The 19,105-nt window shown below is 74.3% G+C and carries 17 protein-coding genes; 11 read left to right on the top strand and 6 right to left on the bottom strand.

Going from position 1 to position 19,105, the window contains the following annotated elements; genetic code table 11:
* Window positions 1–11: 11 nt before the first annotated feature.
* The 5 genes from ABFX46_RS35640 (at window position 12) to ABFX46_RS35620 (ending at window position 5,469) form a co-directional block, all read left to right on the top strand.
* Window positions 12–614 carry a class I SAM-dependent methyltransferase gene (locus tag ABFX46_RS35640; RefSeq protein WP_346048365.1) on the top strand — a complete coding sequence of 201 codons (603 nt, stop codon included), beginning with the start codon at window positions 12–14 and terminating at the stop codon, window positions 612–614.
* A 65-nt stretch (window positions 615–679) separates the two neighbouring features.
* Complete coding sequence (locus tag ABFX46_RS35635) at window positions 680–1,507, top strand: hypothetical protein (RefSeq protein ID WP_346048364.1); 828 nt, start codon at window positions 680–682, stop codon at window positions 1,505–1,507.
* Window positions 1,504–2,643: a hypothetical protein gene (locus ABFX46_RS35630; RefSeq protein ID WP_346048362.1), complete on the top strand. Its 1,140-nt coding sequence runs from the start codon at window positions 1,504–1,506 to the stop codon at window positions 2,641–2,643. The genes ABFX46_RS35635 and ABFX46_RS35630 overlap by 4 nt, the downstream gene beginning before the upstream one ends.
* A 7-nt stretch (window positions 2,644–2,650) precedes the next feature.
* Window positions 2,651–4,123, top strand: coding sequence for a hypothetical protein (locus tag ABFX46_RS35625; protein ID WP_346048361.1), 1,473 nt, complete (start codon window positions 2,651–2,653; stop codon window positions 4,121–4,123).
* A complete protein-coding gene (locus tag ABFX46_RS35620; RefSeq protein WP_346048360.1) occupies window positions 4,120–5,469 on the top strand; it encodes an AAA domain-containing protein in 1,350 nt (449 codons plus the stop codon). Before ABFX46_RS35625 ends, ABFX46_RS35620 begins: the two co-directional genes overlap by 4 nt.
* Before the next feature lie 7 nt (window positions 5,470–5,476).
* Here ABFX46_RS35620 and ABFX46_RS35615 read toward each other — a convergent pair whose 3' ends face one another.
* Window positions 5,477–6,265 (bottom strand): ABC transporter ATP-binding protein, encoded by a 789-nt coding sequence (locus ABFX46_RS35615; RefSeq protein WP_346048359.1) that lies wholly within the window; start codon window positions 6,263–6,265, stop codon window positions 5,477–5,479.
* 190 nt (window positions 6,266–6,455) lie between these two features.
* On the opposite strand from ABFX46_RS35615, the gene ABFX46_RS35610 reads away from it, so the two are divergent.
* The 3 genes from ABFX46_RS35610 (at window position 6,456) to ABFX46_RS35600 (ending at window position 8,107) form a co-directional block, all read left to right on the top strand.
* Window positions 6,456–6,971 (top strand): hypothetical protein, encoded by a 516-nt coding sequence (locus ABFX46_RS35610; protein WP_346048358.1) that lies wholly within the window; start codon window positions 6,456–6,458, stop codon window positions 6,969–6,971.
* An 89-nt stretch (window positions 6,972–7,060) separates the two neighbouring features.
* The gene (locus ABFX46_RS35605; RefSeq protein ID WP_346048357.1) at window positions 7,061–7,750 is read left to right on the top strand and encodes a hypothetical protein; all 690 of its coding nucleotides are present in this window, start codon (window positions 7,061–7,063) and stop codon (window positions 7,748–7,750) included.
* 141 nt (window positions 7,751–7,891) lie between these two features.
* The gene (locus ABFX46_RS35600; RefSeq protein ID WP_163060803.1) at window positions 7,892–8,107 is read left to right on the top strand and encodes a hypothetical protein; all 216 of its coding nucleotides are present in this window, start codon (window positions 7,892–7,894) and stop codon (window positions 8,105–8,107) included.
* A 31-nt stretch (window positions 8,108–8,138) separates the two neighbouring features.
* On the opposite strand, the gene ABFX46_RS35595 is transcribed toward ABFX46_RS35600, so the two are convergent.
* The 5 genes from ABFX46_RS35595 to ABFX46_RS35575 form a co-directional block, all read right to left on the bottom strand.
* Window positions 8,139–9,698 carry a coiled-coil domain-containing protein gene (locus tag ABFX46_RS35595; RefSeq protein ID WP_346048356.1) on the bottom strand — a complete coding sequence of 520 codons (1,560 nt, stop codon included), beginning with the start codon at window positions 9,696–9,698 and terminating at the stop codon, window positions 8,139–8,141.
* Window positions 9,699–9,773: 75 nt separating this feature from the next.
* Complete coding sequence (gene pip, locus ABFX46_RS35590; RefSeq protein WP_346048438.1) at window positions 9,774–10,727, bottom strand: prolyl aminopeptidase; 954 nt, start codon at window positions 10,725–10,727, stop codon at window positions 9,774–9,776.
* Window positions 10,728–10,801: 74 nt separating this feature from the next.
* Window positions 10,802–14,734, bottom strand: coding sequence for an ATP-dependent RNA helicase HrpA (gene hrpA / locus ABFX46_RS35585; protein WP_346048355.1), 3,933 nt, complete (start codon window positions 14,732–14,734; stop codon window positions 10,802–10,804).
* Window positions 14,735–14,921: 187 nt separating this feature from the next.
* On the bottom strand, window positions 14,922–15,830 hold the full coding sequence (locus ABFX46_RS35580; RefSeq protein WP_346048354.1) for an SDR family oxidoreductase: 909 nt from the start codon (window positions 15,828–15,830) through the stop codon (window positions 14,922–14,924).
* A complete protein-coding gene (locus ABFX46_RS35575; protein ID WP_163057604.1) occupies window positions 15,827–16,600 on the bottom strand; it encodes an SDR family oxidoreductase in 774 nt (257 codons plus the stop codon). The genes ABFX46_RS35580 and ABFX46_RS35575 overlap by 4 nt, the downstream gene beginning before the upstream one ends.
* 54 nt (window positions 16,601–16,654) lie before the next feature.
* Here ABFX46_RS35575 and ABFX46_RS35570 point away from each other — a divergent pair, with 54 nt between their 5' ends.
* From ABFX46_RS35570 to ABFX46_RS35560, 3 genes are read left to right on the top strand one after another with little or no spacing between them, the layout of a single operon-like run.
* Complete coding sequence (locus ABFX46_RS35570) at window positions 16,655–17,401, top strand: enoyl-CoA hydratase family protein (RefSeq protein ID WP_346048353.1); 747 nt, start codon at window positions 16,655–16,657, stop codon at window positions 17,399–17,401.
* The gene (locus ABFX46_RS35565) at window positions 17,398–18,261 is read left to right on the top strand and encodes a CoA transferase subunit A (RefSeq protein WP_346048352.1); all 864 of its coding nucleotides are present in this window, start codon (window positions 17,398–17,400) and stop codon (window positions 18,259–18,261) included. Before ABFX46_RS35570 ends, ABFX46_RS35565 begins: the two co-directional genes overlap by 4 nt.
* Window positions 18,262–18,316: 55 nt before the next feature.
* A complete protein-coding gene (locus ABFX46_RS35560) occupies window positions 18,317–19,054 on the top strand; it encodes a CoA-transferase subunit beta (protein WP_346048351.1) in 738 nt (245 codons plus the stop codon).
* The last annotated feature ends 51 nt before the right edge of the window (window positions 19,055–19,105 follow it).

Below are 19,105 nucleotides of genomic sequence, written 5' to 3'. Positions count from 1 at the left end.
CGATGGTGACGATGACCGGCGATTACTGGAATCACAACACCCACTACCACGGCGTCGTGCTGCGCAATGTGCCGCGCGGATGCGGCGAGGCGCTGGACGTGGGCTGCGGCGACGGCCTGCTCGTCCGGCGCCTCGCGTCCCGCGCCGCGCACGTCACCGGGCTGGACCGGTCGGCGGAGATGATCGCCAAGGCGACGAGGCTCGGCGACGGGATCGGCAACGTCGATTTCGTCGCGGCGGGGCTTCTCGAACACGACCTGCCGGCCGGCCACTACGACTTCGTGTGCAGTGTCGCCGCGATCCACCACATGGACTTCACCAAGGGCATGGCGGCGATGCGCGACGCCGTCCGTCCCGGCGGGAGCCTGGTCGTCATCGGCCTGGCGAACAACCGGGGTCCGCGCGACTGGGCGTTCTCGGCACTCGGCGTCCCCGCGCACCGCGTCCACCGGCTGCGGAACCGGCGGCGGGCGGGCGAGCCCGGCGCCCCGCTCGCCGACCCGGCGATGACCTGGGGCGAGGTCCGGGACGAGGCGCTGCGGCTGCTGCCGGGCGCCGTGTTCCGGCGGCATCTGCTGTGGCGGTACTCGGTCTCCTGGCGGAAGCCGCGCTGACCGTCTCGCCACCGCAAAACTGGAAAACACTGGAAGTGTCCGGAAGTACCTGTACTGTCTGCGGCATGTCCCGGCCCCCCGGCGTCCCGACCCCCGACGAGCTGGAGGCGCGCATCACCGAGCTGCGCGCCGCCGTCCGCCGGGCGATGGCGGCCGGGGACCGGCGGGCGGCCCGCGACCTGCGCGCCGAGCTGCGCGGGACGGAGCAGGCATGGGACGACGCGGTGCTCGGCGACCCCCGGCCCGCCGCCCCCGCCGAGGGCGAGCGCGGGCTGCTGCCCGTCCGCGACCAGGTCCACCAGGCGCTCACGCTCCTCGGCGCGCCCGCCGCGCCCAAGCTCATCGGCTCGGTGTACGCGGCGTTCTTCCCCGGCGAGATCCCCGGGGCTCGGCTGACGAGCCTGCGCCGCGACGAGGAGCGCTCGTTCCGCACCGCCCCCTACGCGCGGCCGTACTACCTGTGCGCCGCGCTGACCGCCGACCTGCTCGCCCCCGCGCGCGGCCTGCTCACCGTGAGCACGTGGCCGCTGGAGCAGCGGATCGTCGGGCCGCTGAGCCCCCGCACCGACTTCCTCACCGCCGCGGTGCGGCTCGCCGAGCACGCCGGGCGCGGGACGCCGTCCCCGGACGTCCAGCGGCTGCTGTGGCGTTTCGCGTCCAACATTCCCGGTGCGGTCACCGGTACGGTCGGTACGGCCGATCCGGCCAGGCTCGCCGACGCCGCCCGGGCCGAGCTGGACGTCCACCGCGAACCCGACCGCCGGCGCCGCGAGGCCGCCGCGGTCCGCGCCCTGGAGCGGCTCGACGACGCGGAACGGCTGTTCGGCAGCCGGCTGCGCGCCGTGCGCGCGTCCGGGCGCCGCCCTGCCAGCAACGGAGAAACGGACCCATGACCGACACCGCACCGGATCTGGACCGGCTGCGCGGCGCCACTCCCCCGCGCAACCACGACGCCCGCACGATCGCCGCGCTGACGTCCAATCCGGGCTGCGCCCGCCGCGGGGTGATGGACGCGGCGGGCGTCGACAAGGACGCGGTGGCCCGCGCCCTCGGGTTCCCCGCGCCGTTCGGGCAGTCGCAGTTCGCGATCACGCGCGGGAACGTGTTCGAGGCGCAGGTGAAGGCGGACGGGTGCGCGGAGCTGCTGACGCTGCTGCGCGACCGGCTCGGCCTCGACGTGCCGGAGGTCGCCTACGACGACCTGGAGGTGGTCGCGGGCAACGAGGGCCGGGAACTGCGGCACTCGCGGACCCGGCGGCTGCTCGCCCGCGCGCTGGAGTCGGGCGAGGGCACGCTGTTCGACCATCCGCTGCTGCGGCTGGAGATCGCCGGGTGCCCGGCCTACCTGGAACCGGACGTCATCGCGTTCCAGCTCGCGGGCCGGCTGCACGTCATCGAGATCAAGTCGTTCGCGGTCGTGGACGGGCAGGCCGAGCCGGAGCAGGTCGCGGCCGCGGCCCGCCAGTCGGCGGTGTACGTGCTGGCGCTGCGCCGCCTGGTGGCCGAGCTCGGGCACGACCCGGCGCGCGTGTCGCACGAGGTGTTCCTCGTCTGCCCGGAGAACTTCTCCAACCGGCCGACGGCGACGCCGCTGGACGTGCGGCCGCAGCTCGCCGTCCTCGAACGGCAGCTCGCCCGCCTCACCCGCGTGGACGCGCTGCTGGCGGAGCTGCCCGCCGGGCTGAGCTTCGAGATCGGCGAGGCGCTCGCGGAGTCGGTCCGGGCGGTGGACGCCCGGTACGCGCCCGAGTGCATGTCGGGCTGCGAGATGGCGCTGTTCTGCCGGGACGAGGCGCGCGCGTGCGGCGCGACGGGTGCGCTCGGCCGGTCCGTCCGCGACGACCTCGGCGGCGTCGACACGATCGGCACCGCGCTGGCGCTGGCGGACGGCTCCCTGGACCCGTCCGACGACCTGGCCGAGACGGCCGAGCAGCTGCGCGCCGCGGCCCGGCTGCGCGCCGAGGCGCTGCACGGCGGCGCCCCGCACGGCTCCGCGCCGCACGGCACCGCGCTGCACGGGGCGGCGTGATCGCTTCATGAGCGCACTGTCCTCGCTCGCGCAGTTGCAGGCGGTGGCCGCGGGGGTCGCGCAGCCGCTCGCGACCGTGCGGCACTGCCACGTCCCGGACGCGCCGCTGGTGCTCGTCCCGCTGAAGCTCGCCGGGGAGGCCGCGGCGCCGCTGGCCGTGCTCGTCGGCAGCGCGCCGGACGATCCGGCGCTGCTGGTGGTGCCGCAACCGCGCAACCGCGACCTGCGGTTCGCGTTCGCCGCCGACCTCGCCAAGCTCGTCCTCAACCACATCGAGACGAGCCGGGGCGCGGTGGAGGAGCTGCCTCCCGGCAAGGAGGGCGAGGAGCGGATCCGGTACGGGGACGCGCCGCAGCTGCTCGTCCCGAACCGGGGCGGCGTCGCGTTCCTGCGGCTGATGGGCCGGTCGACGCGGTTCCGCAGCACCGAGGGCCCGTACGCGGTCGATCCGGCGGTGCCGGTGCTCGGCCGGTGGCTGACGTGGTTCGCCGACCGGTACGACCACCCCGGCTCGTCGCTGCTGCTGGCGATGACGGAGGCGCTGCGGCTGCACTGGGCGACCGGGCAGAGCTCGCTGGAGGACGGCAACCTCGCGGCGCTGATGGGGTGGATCGACCCGCCGGACGGCATGGACGGCCCCGCCGCGGCCGCCCGCGCCGAGGACCCGGTGCTGTGCCCGCCCGCCGGGCCCACCACCGACCCGACGTTCGACAACGAGGTGCTCGCCCCGGCGATCGCCGCCTACGACCGGGCGGGCCGCGGCTCGCGCGCCGAGGAGCGGCTGCGCGGCGTCCTCGCCGACCAGCTCACCCCGACGTGGGACCTGATGTGGCGGGCCGTCGGGCTGCTGCGCGCACTCCCCGAGGGGGCGAGCGTGCCGCGCCGATGGGAGCGCGACCGGGACGCCTTCACCTATTACCACCAGACGTTCGGCGAGGCGTATCCTCAGGCGCGCCGCGACCCGCCCGTCCGGGCGGCGCGGCGGCTGCACGACCTCGAACGGGCGCAGGACGCCTACGACGCGCAGCGCGCGTTCGACGACCCGCTGGTCATGGCCGAGCACCGGCTGAGCGGCCAGGCGTTCGGCGGGACGGTCACCGAGTGCGACCCCGCCCGGCTGGACGAGACGGGCAAGCGGCCGAAGCTGCGCCCGCTGCTGCGGGTCGGCACCGAGGACCCGGTGCGGCTCGACATCGGGACGACCGTTCGCAACGCGGCGCGTCCCGCGCTCAAGGGGAGGATCGTGGAGATCGGCGACGGGTCCGTGCTGCTGGAGCTGACCGGCGGGATGGGCCGCAAGCTCACCCCGGAGCCGGGCGCCGTCCCCGCGGCCGGGGACCGGGTCTGCTTCACCTCGCTGACCGAGGGCTCGTTCGGCGCGGCGAAGTTCCCCGACCGCGAAGAGACGCCGTGGACGCACGGCGGCCCGCCCGGCGAGTACGTCCCGACCGACGAGGACGCCGAAGAGGAATGGTCGTGACCGGGCAGGCGGGCCGGCACCTGGTGCCGGTGGCGGCGGACGACCTCGTCCCGTCCGAGGCGGCGGCGCGGGTGGTCGACGGCGTCCTGGCCGACCTGGCGGGCGGGCATCGCGGCGTGGTCGTCGACTCGCCGCCCGGCGCGGGCAAGTCGACGCTGGTCGTCCGCGCCGCCGCGCACCTCGCCGAGGCCGGCGAGCGGCTGATGATCGTGGCGCAGACCAACGAGCAGGTCGACGACCTCATCGAGCGCATCGCCGGCAGGCACCCCGATATCACCATGGGCCGGCTGTCCGCCTCGCAGTACGTGCCGTCCGAGCGTGTCCTGGCGCATCCGCAGGTGAAGGTCGCGCAGAAGGCCGCCGACCTCGCCGAGCGGACCGTGGTGATCGCGACCGCGGCGAAGTGGGCGACCCTGTCGGAGGGCTCGTGGCCGTGGGCGATCGTGGACGAGGCGTACCAGATGCGCTCGGACATGCTGCTGCGCATCGCGGGCCGGTTCGAGCGGGCGCTGTTCGTCGGCGACCCGGGGCAGCTCGACCCGTTCTCCACGGTCGAGGTCGAACGCTGGGCGGGCCTCAGCTGGGACCCGATGCGCAGCGCCGTGTCGGTCCTGCTCGCCCACAACCCGGACCTGCCCGTCCACCGGCTGCCGGTGTCGTGGCGGCTGCCCGCGTCGGCGGCGCCCGTCGTGTCGCGCGCGTTCTACCCGTTCACCGGGTTCCGCGCCGGGACGGAGCCGGGCGACCGCCGGCTGGAGTTCGGCGCGCGCGGGATGGGCACCACCTACGACCGCGCGCTCGAAGAGGCCGCGGCGACCGGCTGGGCCCTGTACGAGCTGCCGGCGCGGCACACGCTGCGCACCGACGCCGAGGCGGTCCGCGCGACGGCGGCGCTCGCCGTCCGGCTGCTGCAGCGCGGCCCCGTCGCGCACTCCGAGCAGGGGTCGGCCCCGGTGGACGCCGCGCGCGTCGCGATCGGCGCGGCGCACCGCGACCAGGTCACCGCGATCCGCGCCGCGCTCGGCCCGCACGGCGGCGGCATCACCGTCGACACCGCGAACCGGCTGCAGGGCCGCGAGTACGACGTGACGGTCGTCCTGCACCCGCTGTCGGGGCGCCGCGACGCCACCGCGTTCCACCTGGAGTCGGGGCGGCTGTGCGTCCTGGCGTCGCGGCACCGGCACGCGTGCGTGGTGGTGGCGCGGGCGGGCATCCCCGAGCTGCTGGACGCGCACCCGTCCGCCGAGCCGGTGCACCTCGGCGTCCCGGTGAAGTTCCCGGACGGCTGGGAGGCGAACCAGTCGGTCCTCGCGCACCTGTCCGGCCACCGCGTCGCGGGCGCCTGAGCGGCGGCTAGGCGGACCCGGCGGTCGCCGCCCATCGGCCGTTGTGCCGGGTGATCGCGATCGGGTGGTCGAAGCACGCGCTGACCAGCTCGGTCGTGAGCACATCGGCGGCGGCCCCGGAGGCCAGCACCTGCCCCTCGCGCAGCAGCAGCGCGTGGGTGGTGCTGGTGGGCAGCTCCTCCAGATGGTGCGTGACGAGCACGGTGGTCAGGTCGGGGCGGTCGGCGCGCAGCTGGTCGATGCTGGCCAGCAGCCGCTCCCGCGCCGCGACGTCGAGGCCGGTGGCGGGCTCGTCGAGCAGCAGCAGCGCCGGGTCGGGCATCAGCGCCCGCGCGATCAGCGTCCGGCCCCGCTCCCCCTGCGACAGCGTCGGCCACCGCGCGTCGGCCCGCGCCGTGAGCCCCATCAGCTCGATCAGCCCGTCGGCGCGGCGCAGGTCGTCCTCGGACGGCGTCCAGCGCGGGACGAGCTCGATGGTGCCGGTCACCCCGGTCAGGAGGATCTCCCGGACGGTCCGCGCCGACTCCAGCGGGTGCCGCGGGTTGACCTGCCCGATCAGCGGCCGCAGCGCGTGGACGTCGACCCGGCCGAGCCTGCGCCCGAGGATCTCCGCGGTCCCGCGCGTCGGGTGCGTGTAGGCGCCGAGGATGCCGAGCAGCGTGCTCTTTCCCGCGCCGTTCGGGCCGATCAGCGCCCAGTGCTCGCCGCGCAGCACGGTCATCGTGACGCGGTCGAGGAGCAGCCGCCGCTCGCGGACCAGATCGATCTTGTCGGCGTTCAGCACGACCTCGGACACGGAACCTCCCGTTCAAGAACTCGGCATGGGGGCACGCCGGGGAGTGCGCGGCGTGCGGGCGCGGCGGGCCGGGACCGCCGGCCGGCGCGGAAACGACGATCTTCAACGTACCCGAGCGGCGCCGGCTGGTACGACGGAGGCGTCCGGACGGATACTGTGAAGCCGGTGCCTCAGCGATCAGGAGGGGGACATGGAGGACATCGGCCTCATGTGCGCCCGCTGCGGCGGCGAGGTGCACGACGTGACGCACAACCGCGAGGGCTCGCTCGACGGCGTCGGCTACCGCCACAACCGGCGGGTCGAGCCGTGGGACCACGAGCTGGAGCTGGCGGTCGGCGAGCCCCTCCCGCAGGAGCCGGGCTGCGACTTCTGCGGCGCGTCCGGGCCGAGCTGGCTCTACTACCCCACGCTCGACCCCGACGACACCGACATGTTCGAGGTCGAGCTCGACACGACCGACCTGTCGGACGACGACACCGCCGTCGCCGTGCTCAACATGCTCTATCCGTGGTACGCGTGCGACACCTGCTCCGTCCTCGTCGCCGACCGCAACATCGACCTCCTCATCGCCCGCGCGCTCGACCGCACCCCCGTCCCGGAGGACGGTCCCGTCGACGAGGACACCGTCCGCGCGCGGCTCCAGGGGTCCCTCTCGGTCTTCTTCACCACCCGCCCCGGCCGCCCTCAGCCGTCGCGGGCGGTGTAGCGTCGTCCCACCCCAGGGGGACGGGGTGTCGTGGGGTTCATTAGGATCTATGCCGTTTTGGTGAGGCGCGTGTGGGTACGGGGGCGCAAATGATCATTGAGGGGCGGTTCCACGGGCCGGCGGGGTCCGGGAACGGCGGATACACGGCAGGCCGCCTGGCGGGCCGGGTGCCGATCGACACGGTGACGGTGACGCTGCGGCAGCCGCCGCCGCTGGACACCGAGCTGACGGTCACGGTGGAGGACGAGCGCGGGCACAGCGTCCGGCTGTGGGACGGCGAGCGGCTGGTCGCCGAGGCGCTCGCGGGCGCCATCGTCGTGCCGCCGATCGCGCCCGTCCCGTTCGAGCGGGCGCTGGAGGCGGCGGAGAAGTACCGGGCGCAGGAGAACCACCCGTTCCCGGGCTGCTTCGTCTGCGGGCCGGACCGCGAGCCCGGCGACGGGCTGCGGCTGGAGCCGGGGCCGGTCGGCGAGGGCACCGTCGCGGCGCCGTGGGTGCCCGAGCGGGTCCCCGAGCGGGAGCTCGTATGGGCGGCGCTCGACTGCCCCGGCGGGTGGTCGTTCGACGTGGCGGGCCGCCCGGCGGTCCTCGGCACGATGACCGCGCAGGTGATGGACGTCCCCGAGGCCGGCGAGCGGTGCGTCGTGATGGGGCTCGCGCGCAGCCGCGAGGGCCGCAAGATGCACGCGGCGACGGCGCTGTACGGGGCCGACGGGAGGCTGCTCGGCCGCGCCGAGCAGATCTGGATCGAGATCGATCCCGAGGTGTTCGGGCGCTGAGCCCGGCGCGCCGGCCGGTGATCCGCAGCCGGCCGGCCCCTGCCGGTTCCGCATGAATCGCGGAAATGTGTCGCCGGGCACTGTCGCCCGCGCCGGATCCGCTGTTCAATCTGAGCTGCCGCGGATTCGGAGGCGCAGCTCATGAGCGGAGACGGCTTACTCATCCTGGGCCTGGCGGCCCTGGCGATCTATACGGGCGTGCACTGGGAGCGGGCGCGCCGCTCGGTGACGGATCTGCGGCTCAGCCGCCGCCGCACCAGCACCCTGCGGCAGACCGCCGCGCGCGAGCGCGGCCACGTGCTGGTGATCACCGCGGTGGCGGCGCTGGCGTTCTTCCTGGCCGTCCGGTACGGCTGAACCCGGGCGGGGTCCGCCCGGGTGAGCGCGGTCAGGGGCCGGCGAAGAGGGGGTCCTCGCGGTCCACGCCGTTCAGGGGGCGGCCGTGGTCGCGCGCCTCGCCGCCCGGCGTCCGGTGGCCGCCGGTGTCCGAGCCCGGCGTCCCCTTCGGGCCCGGCGTGCCGTGCGGGGGCGTCCCGTGCGGGGCGGGGGCCGCGTTCGGCAGCGGTGCCCCGAGCGGCATCGGGGCCCCGTTCGGGACGCCGTTCGGGACGGAGCCGTGCCCGGCCGGTCCGCCGATCGGGGGCAGGCCCGGCGGCGGGCCGGCGGGCTGCGGGCCCGTGCCGTTCGGGACGCCGTTCGGGACGCCCGGCGGGGGCATCGGGGTGCCGCCGCCCGGCATCCGGCCGCCCGGCGGGATGTTCGACGACAGCGTGCTGTGGGTGAACTGGTCGACCTGGCGGCGGGCCCGGTCGGCCTCGGCGCGGGCGGCGTCGCGCTCCTCGGCGAGGGCGGTCAGCGCGGCCTGCTGCTCGGCGACCGACTGCGACAGCTGCCGCAGCTGCACGGCCTGGTCGTTGACCTTGCCGGCCAGCTCGTCGCGCTCCGCGGTCGCGGCCTCGGCGTGCGCCCGGGCGGTGTCGCGCTCCTTGGCGGCCTCGTCGGCGCGGGCCGCCGCGCGGACGACCTCGGCCTCGGCCTCGGACTGGGCGCGCAGCGCGGCGGTCCGCTCGGCCTCGGCCTTGCTGGCGGCCTGCATGGCGCGCTGGCGCTGCGCCTCGGTGTCGCGCATGGCGTTGCGCAGGTCCTCGGCGCCCTGCTTGGCGACGGCGGCCTCCACGCGCTGCGCCTCGGCGGTCCCCTCGGCCTCGGCGAGCTTGGCGTGCAGGCCGACGAGCTCGGCGCGCGCCGCCTCCAGCGCGGCGAGCAGTTCGGTCTCGCGGGCGGCGACGCGGTCGCGCTCGCTCTCGGCGGCGAGCTTGGCGGTCATCGACTGCTGCGCGACCTGGTGGGCCTCCTCCCACGCCTGCTGCGCGGCGTCGCGCTTGGCGGTGGCGAGCTTGGCCTCCTCGCGGGCCTCGCCGGCGACCCGCTCGGCCTCCTCGGCGCGCTTGCGGGAGGTGGCGGCCTCCTGCCACGCCTCCTCGGCGCGGCGCTGCGAGGCGTCCCGCTCGGTCTGCGCGATGGCGAGCTCGCGGGCGGCCTCGGCGCGCACCTCGGCGACGCGGCGCTCGACCCCGGCGACGCTCAGCTCGGACGTCAGCGAGTCGGCGAGCAGGTCGGCGGCCTTCTCCAGCCGCTCGACCATCTCCCAGGCGGAGGCGACCTGGCCGGTGAGGCCGGGCGCGTCCCGGCCGCGGTCGCGGCGGTCGCGGGCCTCGCGGGCGCAGGCGCCGTCGTTGTCCTGGCAGTAGCGGACGGCGCGGACCGCCCCCACGGGCTGGGGCACGGGACGTCCGCAGTTCGCGCACGGCCAGACCGTGACGGGGTCTCCCATGCGGGCGACCGCCGTCTCGGTGGACTCCCCCGAGCCTCCGGAGACCGCGCCGCCCTGGGGAGCCGCGGCCGCCCCCACGGGGCCGCTAATGTCGCGCTCTTCGCTGTTAGGCATGGAATGAACCATACGCACTGATGGGGGTTGCTGCAGTGACTTGGGAGGCAGATGTGGGGGTGCCCACTTCGTCGTTCAGTGAGCGGCGAACCGGTCGGTGGCCCCGATCAGCCGGTCCCGCGTGCCGGGCTCGGAGCCGCCGTGCCCGGCGTCCTCGACGATGTGGAACTCCGCCTCGGGCCACGCCCGGTGCAGATCCCACGCCTGGTCCGGCGGCGTCTTCATGTCGTAGCGGCCGTTGACGATCACGGCGGGGATGCGCCGGACGCGGTCGACGCCCGCGAGCAGCCCCTCCTCGGAGAGGAAGCCGCCGTTGGAGATGTAGTGGTGCGTGATGCGCGCGAACGCCAGGACGGTCGCGTCGTCCAGGTCCGGCGGCGGGACGGGCAGGAGGGTGTTCGCGGACAGCTCCCAGGCCATCCAGGCGCGGGCGGCCGGGAGGTGGACGGCCGGGTCCGGGTCCTCGATGCGGCGCCCGTAGGCGGTCATCAGGTCGTCCTGCTCGGCGGGCGGGATCGCGTCCCGGAACGCCGCCCACTCGGCCGGGAACAGGTGCGAGGCGCCGCCCGGCGTGAACCCCCACGCCTCGTCGGACGGGCGGACGAGGTAGACGCCGCGCAGCACGATCTCGGTGACGCGGTCCGGGTGCGCCTGCGCGTAGGCGAGCGCGAGCGTGCTGCCCCAGCTCCCGCCGAACACCAGCCACCGGTCGATGCCGAGGTGCTCGCGCAGCTTCTCGATGTCGTCGACCAGGCGCGGGGTGACGTTGTGCTCCAGTGACACCGACGGGTCTCCGGCGTGCGGGAGGCTCCGCCCGCAGCCGCGCTGGTCGAACAGCACGATCCGGTACCTGGACGGGTCGAAGAACCGCCGGTTGTCGGGGAGCAGCCCGCCGCCGGGGCCGCCGTGCAGGAACACCGCGGGCTTGCCGCCGGGGTTCCCGCAGACCTCCCAGTGGACACGCTGGCCGTCGCCGACGTCGAGCAGGCCGGAGCCGTACGGCTCGATCGGCGGATAGTACTCCCGCAACGTCATGATCCAGTCATACCAGGCGGACGATCATGCCCCGTCCGCTCATGCCCCGTCCGATCGGAGCGATCCGGTCAGAGCTGGGCCATGGCCTTGCGGATGCGCTTGTCGGAGACGGGGAAGCGGGTCCCGAGCTGCTGGGCGAAGAGGCTGACCCGCAGCTCCTCCAGCATCCAGCGGACCTGCCGGGCCGGCTCGTCGTCGCGTCGGGACGGGTGCAGGCGGCGCAGCGTCTGCTCGTACTCCTGCGCCAGGACGTCGGCCTGGTGCGCGAGCGTCCGGTCGCGCCCGGGGTTCTCGGGGAGCTTGTCGAGCCTGACCTGCAGGGCGCGCAGGTAGCGGGGCAGGTCGTGGAGCCGCGCCCAGCCGGTCGCGGTGACGAAACCGGGGTGGATCAGCTTGCCGAGCTGCCCGCGGATGTCGGTCAGCGCCGGGACGAGCGTGAGGCTCGTGGTGCCGCGCAGCCGCCGGTCGACCTCGTGCGCCTCGGCGAGGATCCGCTCGACCAGGGCGACGGTCTGCGCCGTCGCGTCGTGGAGGTCGGCGCGGACGCGGTCGTACAGGGCGCGGAAGCCGTCCTCGTCCCAGGCGGGGCCGCCCGCCTCGGCGATGAGCCGGTCGGCCGCGGCGGTGACGCAGTCGTCGAACAGCGCCGCGACCGAGCCGTGCGGGTTGTGGCTGAGCGCGAGCTTGCCCTGGTTGGTCAGCCGGCCCTGGATGAGCTTCACCGGGGACGGCGCGTTCAGCAGGATCAGCCGGCGCGTGCCGAGCCACATGGCGCGGCGCTGCTCGGCCTCCGTCCCGTACATGCGGACGGCGACCGTGCCGCCCTCGTCGGTGAGCGCCGGGTACGCCTTGACGTCGTAGCCGTTCTGCTTCTGCTCGTAGGTGCGGGGCAGCTCGCCGATCGTCCACTCGGTGAGGCCGGAGCGCTCGACGGTGGAGGCGGCCTTCGACAGCGTCCCGCGCACCGTGCCGGCGAGGCGGCGCTTCAGCTCGCCGAGGTCGGTGCCCTCGCCGAGGGTGCGGCGCCTCTCGTCCACGACGCGGAACGTGATGCGCAGGTGGGCGGGCAGCCGGGACGGGTCCCACGCCTCCCGCGCGACGGGCACGCTCGTCATCGCGGTCAGCTCGCGTTCGAGGGCGTCCAGCAGCGGCTCGGTGCGCGGCGCGACGCGGTCGAGGACCTTGCGCGCGTAGTCGGGCGCCGGGACGAAGTTGACGCGCAGCTGCTTCGGGAGCGACCGGATCAGCTCGGTGACGAGCTCGGCGCGCAGACCGGGGACCTGCCACTCGAAGCCGTCCGGCCGCACCTGGTTCAGGACCTGGACGGGGATGTGCACGGTCACGCCGTCGGCGTCGGTGCCGGGCTCGAACTGGTAGGTGAGGCGCAGGCGCAGCGCGCCCTGCTTCCACACGTCCGGGTAGTCGGCCTCGCTGACCCCGCCCGCCGTCTCGTTGATGAGCATCGACTTCTCGAACCCGAGCAGGTCGGGGTCGGCGTGCCGGGCCTTCTTCCACCAGGCGTCGAAGTGGCGCCCGGAGACGACGTCCTCGGGGATCCGCTCGTCGTAGAAGTCGAACAGGGTCTCGTCGTCGACGAGGATGTCGCGGCGCCGGGCGCGGTGCTCCAGCTCCTCGACCTCGTCCAGCAGGGCGCGGTTGTCGTGGAAGAACCGGTGGTGGGTCTCCCAGTCGCCCTCGACGAGCGCGTGCCGGATGAACAGCTCGCGCGACAGCTCCGGGTCGATGCGGCCGTAGTTCACGCGGCGGTCGGCGACGATCGGCACCCCGTAGAGGGTGACCTTCTCGTGCGCCATCACGGCCGCCTGCTTCTTCGACCAGTGCGGCTCGCTGTAGTTGCGCTTCACCAGGTGCCCGGCGAGCGGCTCGATCCAGTCGGGCTCGATCTTGGCGTTGATCCGCCCCCACAGCCGCGACGTCTCGACCAGCTCCGCCGACATGACCCAGCGAGGCGGCTTCTTGAACAGCGACGACCCGGGGAACACGGCGAACTTCGCGCCCCGCGCGCCGAGGTACTCCTGGCCCCGGCGCTGCTTCTCCTTCTTCTCGGCGTCGATCAGCCCGATGTGGGAGAGCAGGCCGGCGAGCAGCGAGGTGTGGATCAGGTCGGGCGGCGCGTCCGCGGTGTTGAGCGTGACGCCGAGCGCCTTGGCGACCTGCTTGAGCTGGCCGTGCAGGTCCTGCCACTCGCGGACGCGCAGGAAGTGCAGGAACTCGTTCTTGCACATCCGCCGGAACGCGCTGCCCGACAGCTCCCTCTGCTGCTCGCGCAGGTAGTTCCACAGGTTCAGGTAGGCCAGGAAGTCCGACGCGGGGTCGGCGAACCGGCGGTGCTTCTCGTCGGCGGCCTGCTGGTGCTCGGCGGGACGCTCGCGCGGGTCCTGGATGGACAGCGCGGACGCGATGACCAGCACCTCCCGGACGCAGCCGTTCTTGTCGGCCTCCAGCACCATGCGGGCGAGGCGCGGGTCGACGGGGAGCTGGGCGAGGCGGCGGCCGAGCGGGGTGAGGCGCTTGCGCGGGTCCTTCTCGGCCGGGTCGATGGCGCCCAGCTCGTGCAGCAGGTCGACGCCGGCCTTGACGTTGCGGCGGTCCGGGGGCTCGACGAACGGGAACGCCGCGATGTCGCCGAGGCCGAGCGCGGTCATCTGCAGGATGACGGACGCGAGGTTGGTGCGCAGGATCTCCGGGTCGGTGAACTCGGGGCGGGACTCGAAGTCCTCCTCGGAGTACAGCCGGATGCAGACGCCCTCGGACACGCGCCCGCAGCGCCCCTTGCGCTGGTTCGCCGACGCCTGCGACACCGGCTCGATCGGGAGCCGCTGCACCTTCAGCCGGTGGCTGTAGCGGGAGATGCGGGCGGTGCCGGGGTCGACGACGTACTTGATGCCGGGGACGGTCAGCGACGTCTCGGCGACGTTGGTCGCGAGGACGACGCGCCGGCCGCGGTGCGCCTGGAACACCCGGTGCTGCTCGGCGGCCGACAGCCGCGCGTACAGCGGCAGGACCTCGGTGGTGCCCTTCTGCCGGGCGAAGTGCTTGGTCAGCGCGTCGGCGGTGTCGCGGATCTCCCGCTCGCCGCTGAGGAACACCAGCACGTCGCCGGGGCCCTCGCGGCCCAGCTCGTCCACCGCGTCGGTGATCGCCTGGATCTGGTCGCGGTCGGGGTCGGCGGAGGCGTCCTCCGGGTCGGCGACGGGCCGGTACCGGACCTCGACCGGGTAGGTGCGCCCCGACACCTCCACGATCGGAGCGTTCCCGAAGTGCTCGGAGAACCGCTCCGGGTCGATCGTCGCCGAGGTGATGATCACCTTGAGGTCGGGGCGCCGGGGCAGGATCTCCTTGACGTACCCGAGCAGGAAGTCGATGTTCAGGCTGCGCTCGTGCGCCTCGTCGATGATCAGCGTGTCGTACTGGCGGAGCAGCCGGTCGGTCTGGATCTCGGCGAGCAGGATGCCGTCGGTCATCAGCTTGACGAGCGTGTCGTCGCTGGACCGGTCGGTGAAGCGGACCTTGTAGCCGACCGTGTCGCCGAGCTCGGTGCCGAGCTCCTCGGCGATGCGGTCGGCGACCGTCCGGGCGGCCAGCCGGCGCGGCTGGGTGTGCCCGATCGAGCCGAGCACGCCCCGGCCCAGCTCCAGGCAGATCTTGGGGATCTGGGTGGTCTTGCCCGATCCCGTCTCGCCCGCGACGATCACGACCTGGTGGTCGCGGACCGCGGCGAGGATGTCGTCCTTCTTCTGCGCCACCGGCAGCTCGGCCGGATACGTGATCGCGGGCACGGCGAGCCGCCGCCGCTCGACCCGCCGCCCGGCGGCCTCGACATCGGCGGCGATCTCCTCGGCGACCTTCGCGCGGCGCGCGGCGTCGCGCATCTTCTGGGCGCCGTCGATCCGGCGGCGCAGCCGGTGCTGATCACGGAGCATCAGCTCCGGCAGGCGCGCGCGCAGGCCGGCGAGCGGCGATTTCACACTCGTCCTCATATCCGTCACCAAGGATAGGGTTCCGGGCCCGCGGCCCCGCTCACCCTGCAAACCTTCGCACCGTAGCCCCAACACCCGGTGAGGGGCGAGGCATTTTCGGGCGGCGCAGGTGTACAACACCGCTCCTCGGGACGGAATTCCGGGGCCGCGCCTGCGCGGCGGCCCCGGAGAACGCCGGAGGCGCCGCTCAGCCCGCGCCGTAGACCGGCTCGGGGGCGGGCGCCCCCGCCAGGAGGTCCTTGACGACCGCGCCGACCTCGGCCGGGTCCCACTTGGCGCCCTTGTCGGCCGTGGGGCCGTGGCGGAAGGCGTCCATCACGCAGATCTTGCCTCCCTCGGCCTCGAAGACCCGCCCCGTGACGCCGCGGGACTCGGCGGAGCCGAGCCAAACGACCAGCGGCGAGACGTTCTCGGGGGCCATGGCGTCGAACTCGCCCTCGGCGGGGGCGGCCATCGTCTGCGCGAAGACCTCCTCGGTCATCCGGGTGCGGGCGGCGGGCGCGATCGCGTTGACGGCGACGCCGTAGCGGCCCATCTCGGCGGACGCGACGAGGGTCAGCCCGACGATGCCGGCCTTGGCGGCGGAGTAGTTGCCCTGGCCGACGCTGCCGAGCAGCCCGGCGCCGGACGAGGTGTTGATCACACGCGCGTCGACGGGGCGGCCCGCCTTGCTCTCGGCCCGCCAGTACCGGCCGGCGTGCTTGAGCGGCAGGAAGTGGCCCTTGAGGTGGACGCGCATGACCGCGTCCCACTCGTCCTCGCCCAGGTTGATCAGCATGCGGTCGCGGAGGAAGCCCGCGTTGTTGACGAGGGCGTCCAGCCGCCCGAACGCGTCGATCGCCGTCGCGACCAGCGCGGCGGCGCCCTCGTCGGTGGCGATGTCGTCGGTGTGCGCGACGGCCTTCCCGCCGAGCGCCTCGATCTCCCGGACGACGTCGTGCGCCGGTCCCCCGGACGCGTCGCCGGTGCCGTCCCGCGCGACCCCCAGGTCGTTCACGACGACGAGGGCGCCCTGCCGGGCGAACTCCAGCGCGTGCGCGCGGCCGAGGCCGCGGCCGGCGCCGGTGACGGCGACCACCCGGTCCTTGCAGATCATCGCGTTTCCTCCTTGTTCACGGTGGCGGCGTCCAGGAAGGCGGGCCGCTCTCCCCCGCCGTGGACCTGCATCGACGAGCCGGTGACGTAGGACGCCAGGTCGGACGCCAGGAACGCGCAGGCGGCGCCGATGTCGTAGGGGTCGGCGAGGCGGCCCATCGGCACGGTCCGCGACACCGCCGCGATGCCGTCCTCGTCGCCGTAGTGCAGGTGGGACAGCTCGGTGCGGACCATCCCGAGGACGAGCGTGTTGACGCGGATGTGCGGCGCCCACTCGACGGCCAGCGACGTGGTGAGGCTGTGGAGGCCGGCCTTGGCGGCGCCGTAGGCGGCGGTGCCGGGCGAGGGGCGCACCCCGCTGACGCTGCCGATGTTGACGACCGAGCCGCCGCCCGCCTCCATGATCTTCGGCTGGAGCGCCCGCGCCATGATCAGCGCGGACGTCAGGTTCAGCTCGATGATCTTGACGTGGGTGCGCAGGCTCCCGTCGGCGACCGGCAGGAACGGGGCACCGCCCGCGTTGTTGACCAGCACGTCGACGCGGTCCAGGCCGTCGGCGAACGCCTGCACGGCGTCCGGGTCGCGCACGTCCAGCGAGACGAAGCGGGCCGTGCGGCCGCCCGCCTCGGGCAGCGTCTCGGGCTCGCGCCGGGCGACCGCGACGACGTCGGCGCCCGCCTCCAGGAGGGCGCGGCTGATCCCGGCGCCGACCCCGCGCACGCCGCCCGTGACCACGGCGGTCCGGCCGCCCAGGTCGAGCGTCAGTGACATTCCGCCTCCTCTGCTACCTTCTGTTCTAACAAATGTTTGGTGGAAAGGTAGCGCATGGGAGTCTCCACCACGACCCTGGACGGGGTCGCCGAGATCGTCGTGGACGCGCCGCCGGTCAACGCCCTGACCGTCGCGGGCTGGTACGAGCTGGCCGACGCGGTCACCGCGGCCGGCCGCGACCCGGAGGTCGGCGCCGTCGTGCTCCGGGCCGCGGGCCGGGGCTTCAACGCGGGCGTCGACATCAAGGAGATGCAGAGCACCGAGGGGCACACCGCCCTGGTCGGCGCGAACCGCGGCTGCTACGCGGCGTTCGCGGCCGTCTACGACTGCGAGGTCCCGGTCGTCGCGGCCGTCCACGGCTTCTGCCTCGGCGGCGGGATCGGCCTGGCCGGCAACGCCGACATCGTGGTCGCCTCGCAGGACGCCTACTTCGGGCTGCCGGAGGTCGACCGGGGCGCGCTCGGCGCCGCGACGCACCTGGCCCGGCTCGTCCCGCAGCACCTGATGCGCGCGATGGTCTACACGTGCCGCAACGTCACGGCGGAGGAGCTGCACCACCACGGCTCGGTGCTGGAGGTCGTCCCGGCGGACGAGCTGCGCGCCAAGGCCCTGGAGGTCGCCGCGAACATCGCCGCGAAGGACAAGTACGTGATCCGGCGGGCCAAGGAGTCGCTGAACGGCATCGACCCGGTCGACGTCAAGCGCAGCTACCGCTACGAGCAGGGCTTCACGTTCGAGCTCAACCTCGTCGGCGCCGGCGACGAGCACCGTGATGCGTTCGTCGCGAAGGGGGCGAAATGAGCAGCAAGGTGATGTCGGCCGACGCGGTCGCCGCGTCGCTGGAGAGCGGCATGACGGTCGGGATCGGCGGCTGGGGGTCGCGGCGCAAGCCGATGGCGCTCGTCCGGGCGATCCTGCGCTCCCCCGTCACCGACCTGACCCTGGTGACCTACGGCGGGCCGGACGTGGGGCTGCTGTGCGCGGCCGGCAAGGTCCGCCGCCTCGTCACGGCGTTCGTGACGATGGACTCGGTCCCGCTGGAGCCGCACTTCCGGCAGGCGCGGCAGACCGGGGCCATCGAGCTGACCGAGTACGACGAGGGCATGTTCCTGTTCGGGCTGTACGCGGCGGCGCACGGGCTGCCGTTCCTGCCCACCCCGGTCGGGCTCGGCTCGGACGTCCTCAAGGTCAACCCCGAACTCAAGACGATCCGGTCGCCGTACGAGGACGCCACCGAGCTCGTCGCCGTCCCGGCTCTGAAGATGGACGTGGCGCTCGTCCACATGAACCGCGCCGACGCGCGCGGCAACGCCCAGTACCTCGGCCCCGACCCGTACATGGACGACCTGTTCGCCAAGGCGGCCGGCCGCACCTACGTGTCGTGCGAGCGGCTCGTCGACACCGCCGACTTCGCCAAGGAGGGCCCGGTGCAGTCGCTGCTGATCAGCCGGGCGCACGTGGCGGGCGTCGTCGAGACGCCGAACGGGGCGCACTTCACCGACTGCGCGCCCGACTTCGGGCGGGACGAGAAGTTCCAGAAGCTCTACGCGCAGTCGGCGGCCGACCCGGAGAAGTGGGCCGGGTTCACCGAGCGGTTCCTGTCCGGCGACGAGGCCGCCTACCAGGACGCCGTCCGGGTCTGGCGGGAGGAGAACCCGTGAGCGGCCGCGCGGCGGCTGGACCGAGGAGCGCGCGCAGCGACGAAGGAGTGAGCCGATGAGTACGAGTGACGTGACGCGCGCGGAGGTGTGCGCGGCGGCGTGCGCCGACCTGTTCCGGGGCGACGGCGAGATCGTCGCGGCGGCGGTGGCGGGTTTCGTGCCGATGCTGGGGTCGCGGCTGGCGCGGGCCACGTTCGCGCCCGACCTGCTGACCACGGACGGCGGGCCGTCGCTGAGCGCCGAGCCCGTCCCGCTCGGCGGGTCGGCGGAGACGGTCGAGGGCTGGCTGCCGTTCCGCGACCACCTGTGGCTCGTCCTGAACGGGCGGCGCCACGTGGTGATGGGGCCGAGCCAGATCGACGCGCACGGCAACACCAACATCTCGTGCATCGGCGACTGGGAGCGCCCGACGCGGCAGCTCCTCGGGGTGCGCGGCGGGCCCGGCAACACGCTGCTGAACCCGACGAGCTACTGGGTGCCGAAGCACTCGACGCGCGTGTTCACCGAGAAGGTCGACATGGTGAGCGGCGTCGGCTGGGACCGGGGCGCGCACGAGATCCGCGCCGTCGTGACCAACCTCGCGGTGCTCGACTTCGACACCCCGGACCGGCGGATGCGGCTGCGGTCCGTCCACCCCGGCGTGAGCGTCGCGGACGTGACCGCCGCCACCGGCTTCGAGCTGGCCGTCCCGGACGAGGTGCCCGAGACGCGGCTGCCGGACGGCGAGGAGCTGCGGATCATGCGCGAGGTCCTCGATCCGAAGGGGCTGCGCGAGCGGGAGGTCCCGGCATGAGCGAAGCGACCCGGGGGGTGTGGGGGGTCGCCCCCCACGCAGAGGAGGCGT

The organism is Actinomadura chokoriensis (genome assembly GCF_039529475.1).
In the GTDB taxonomy this organism is placed as follows: domain Bacteria; phylum Actinomycetota; class Actinomycetes; order Streptosporangiales; family Streptosporangiaceae; genus Spirillospora; species Spirillospora bangladeshensis.
The sequence above is the reverse complement of the archived record's forward strand: the minus strand, read 5'-3'. Positions and strand labels throughout refer to the sequence as shown.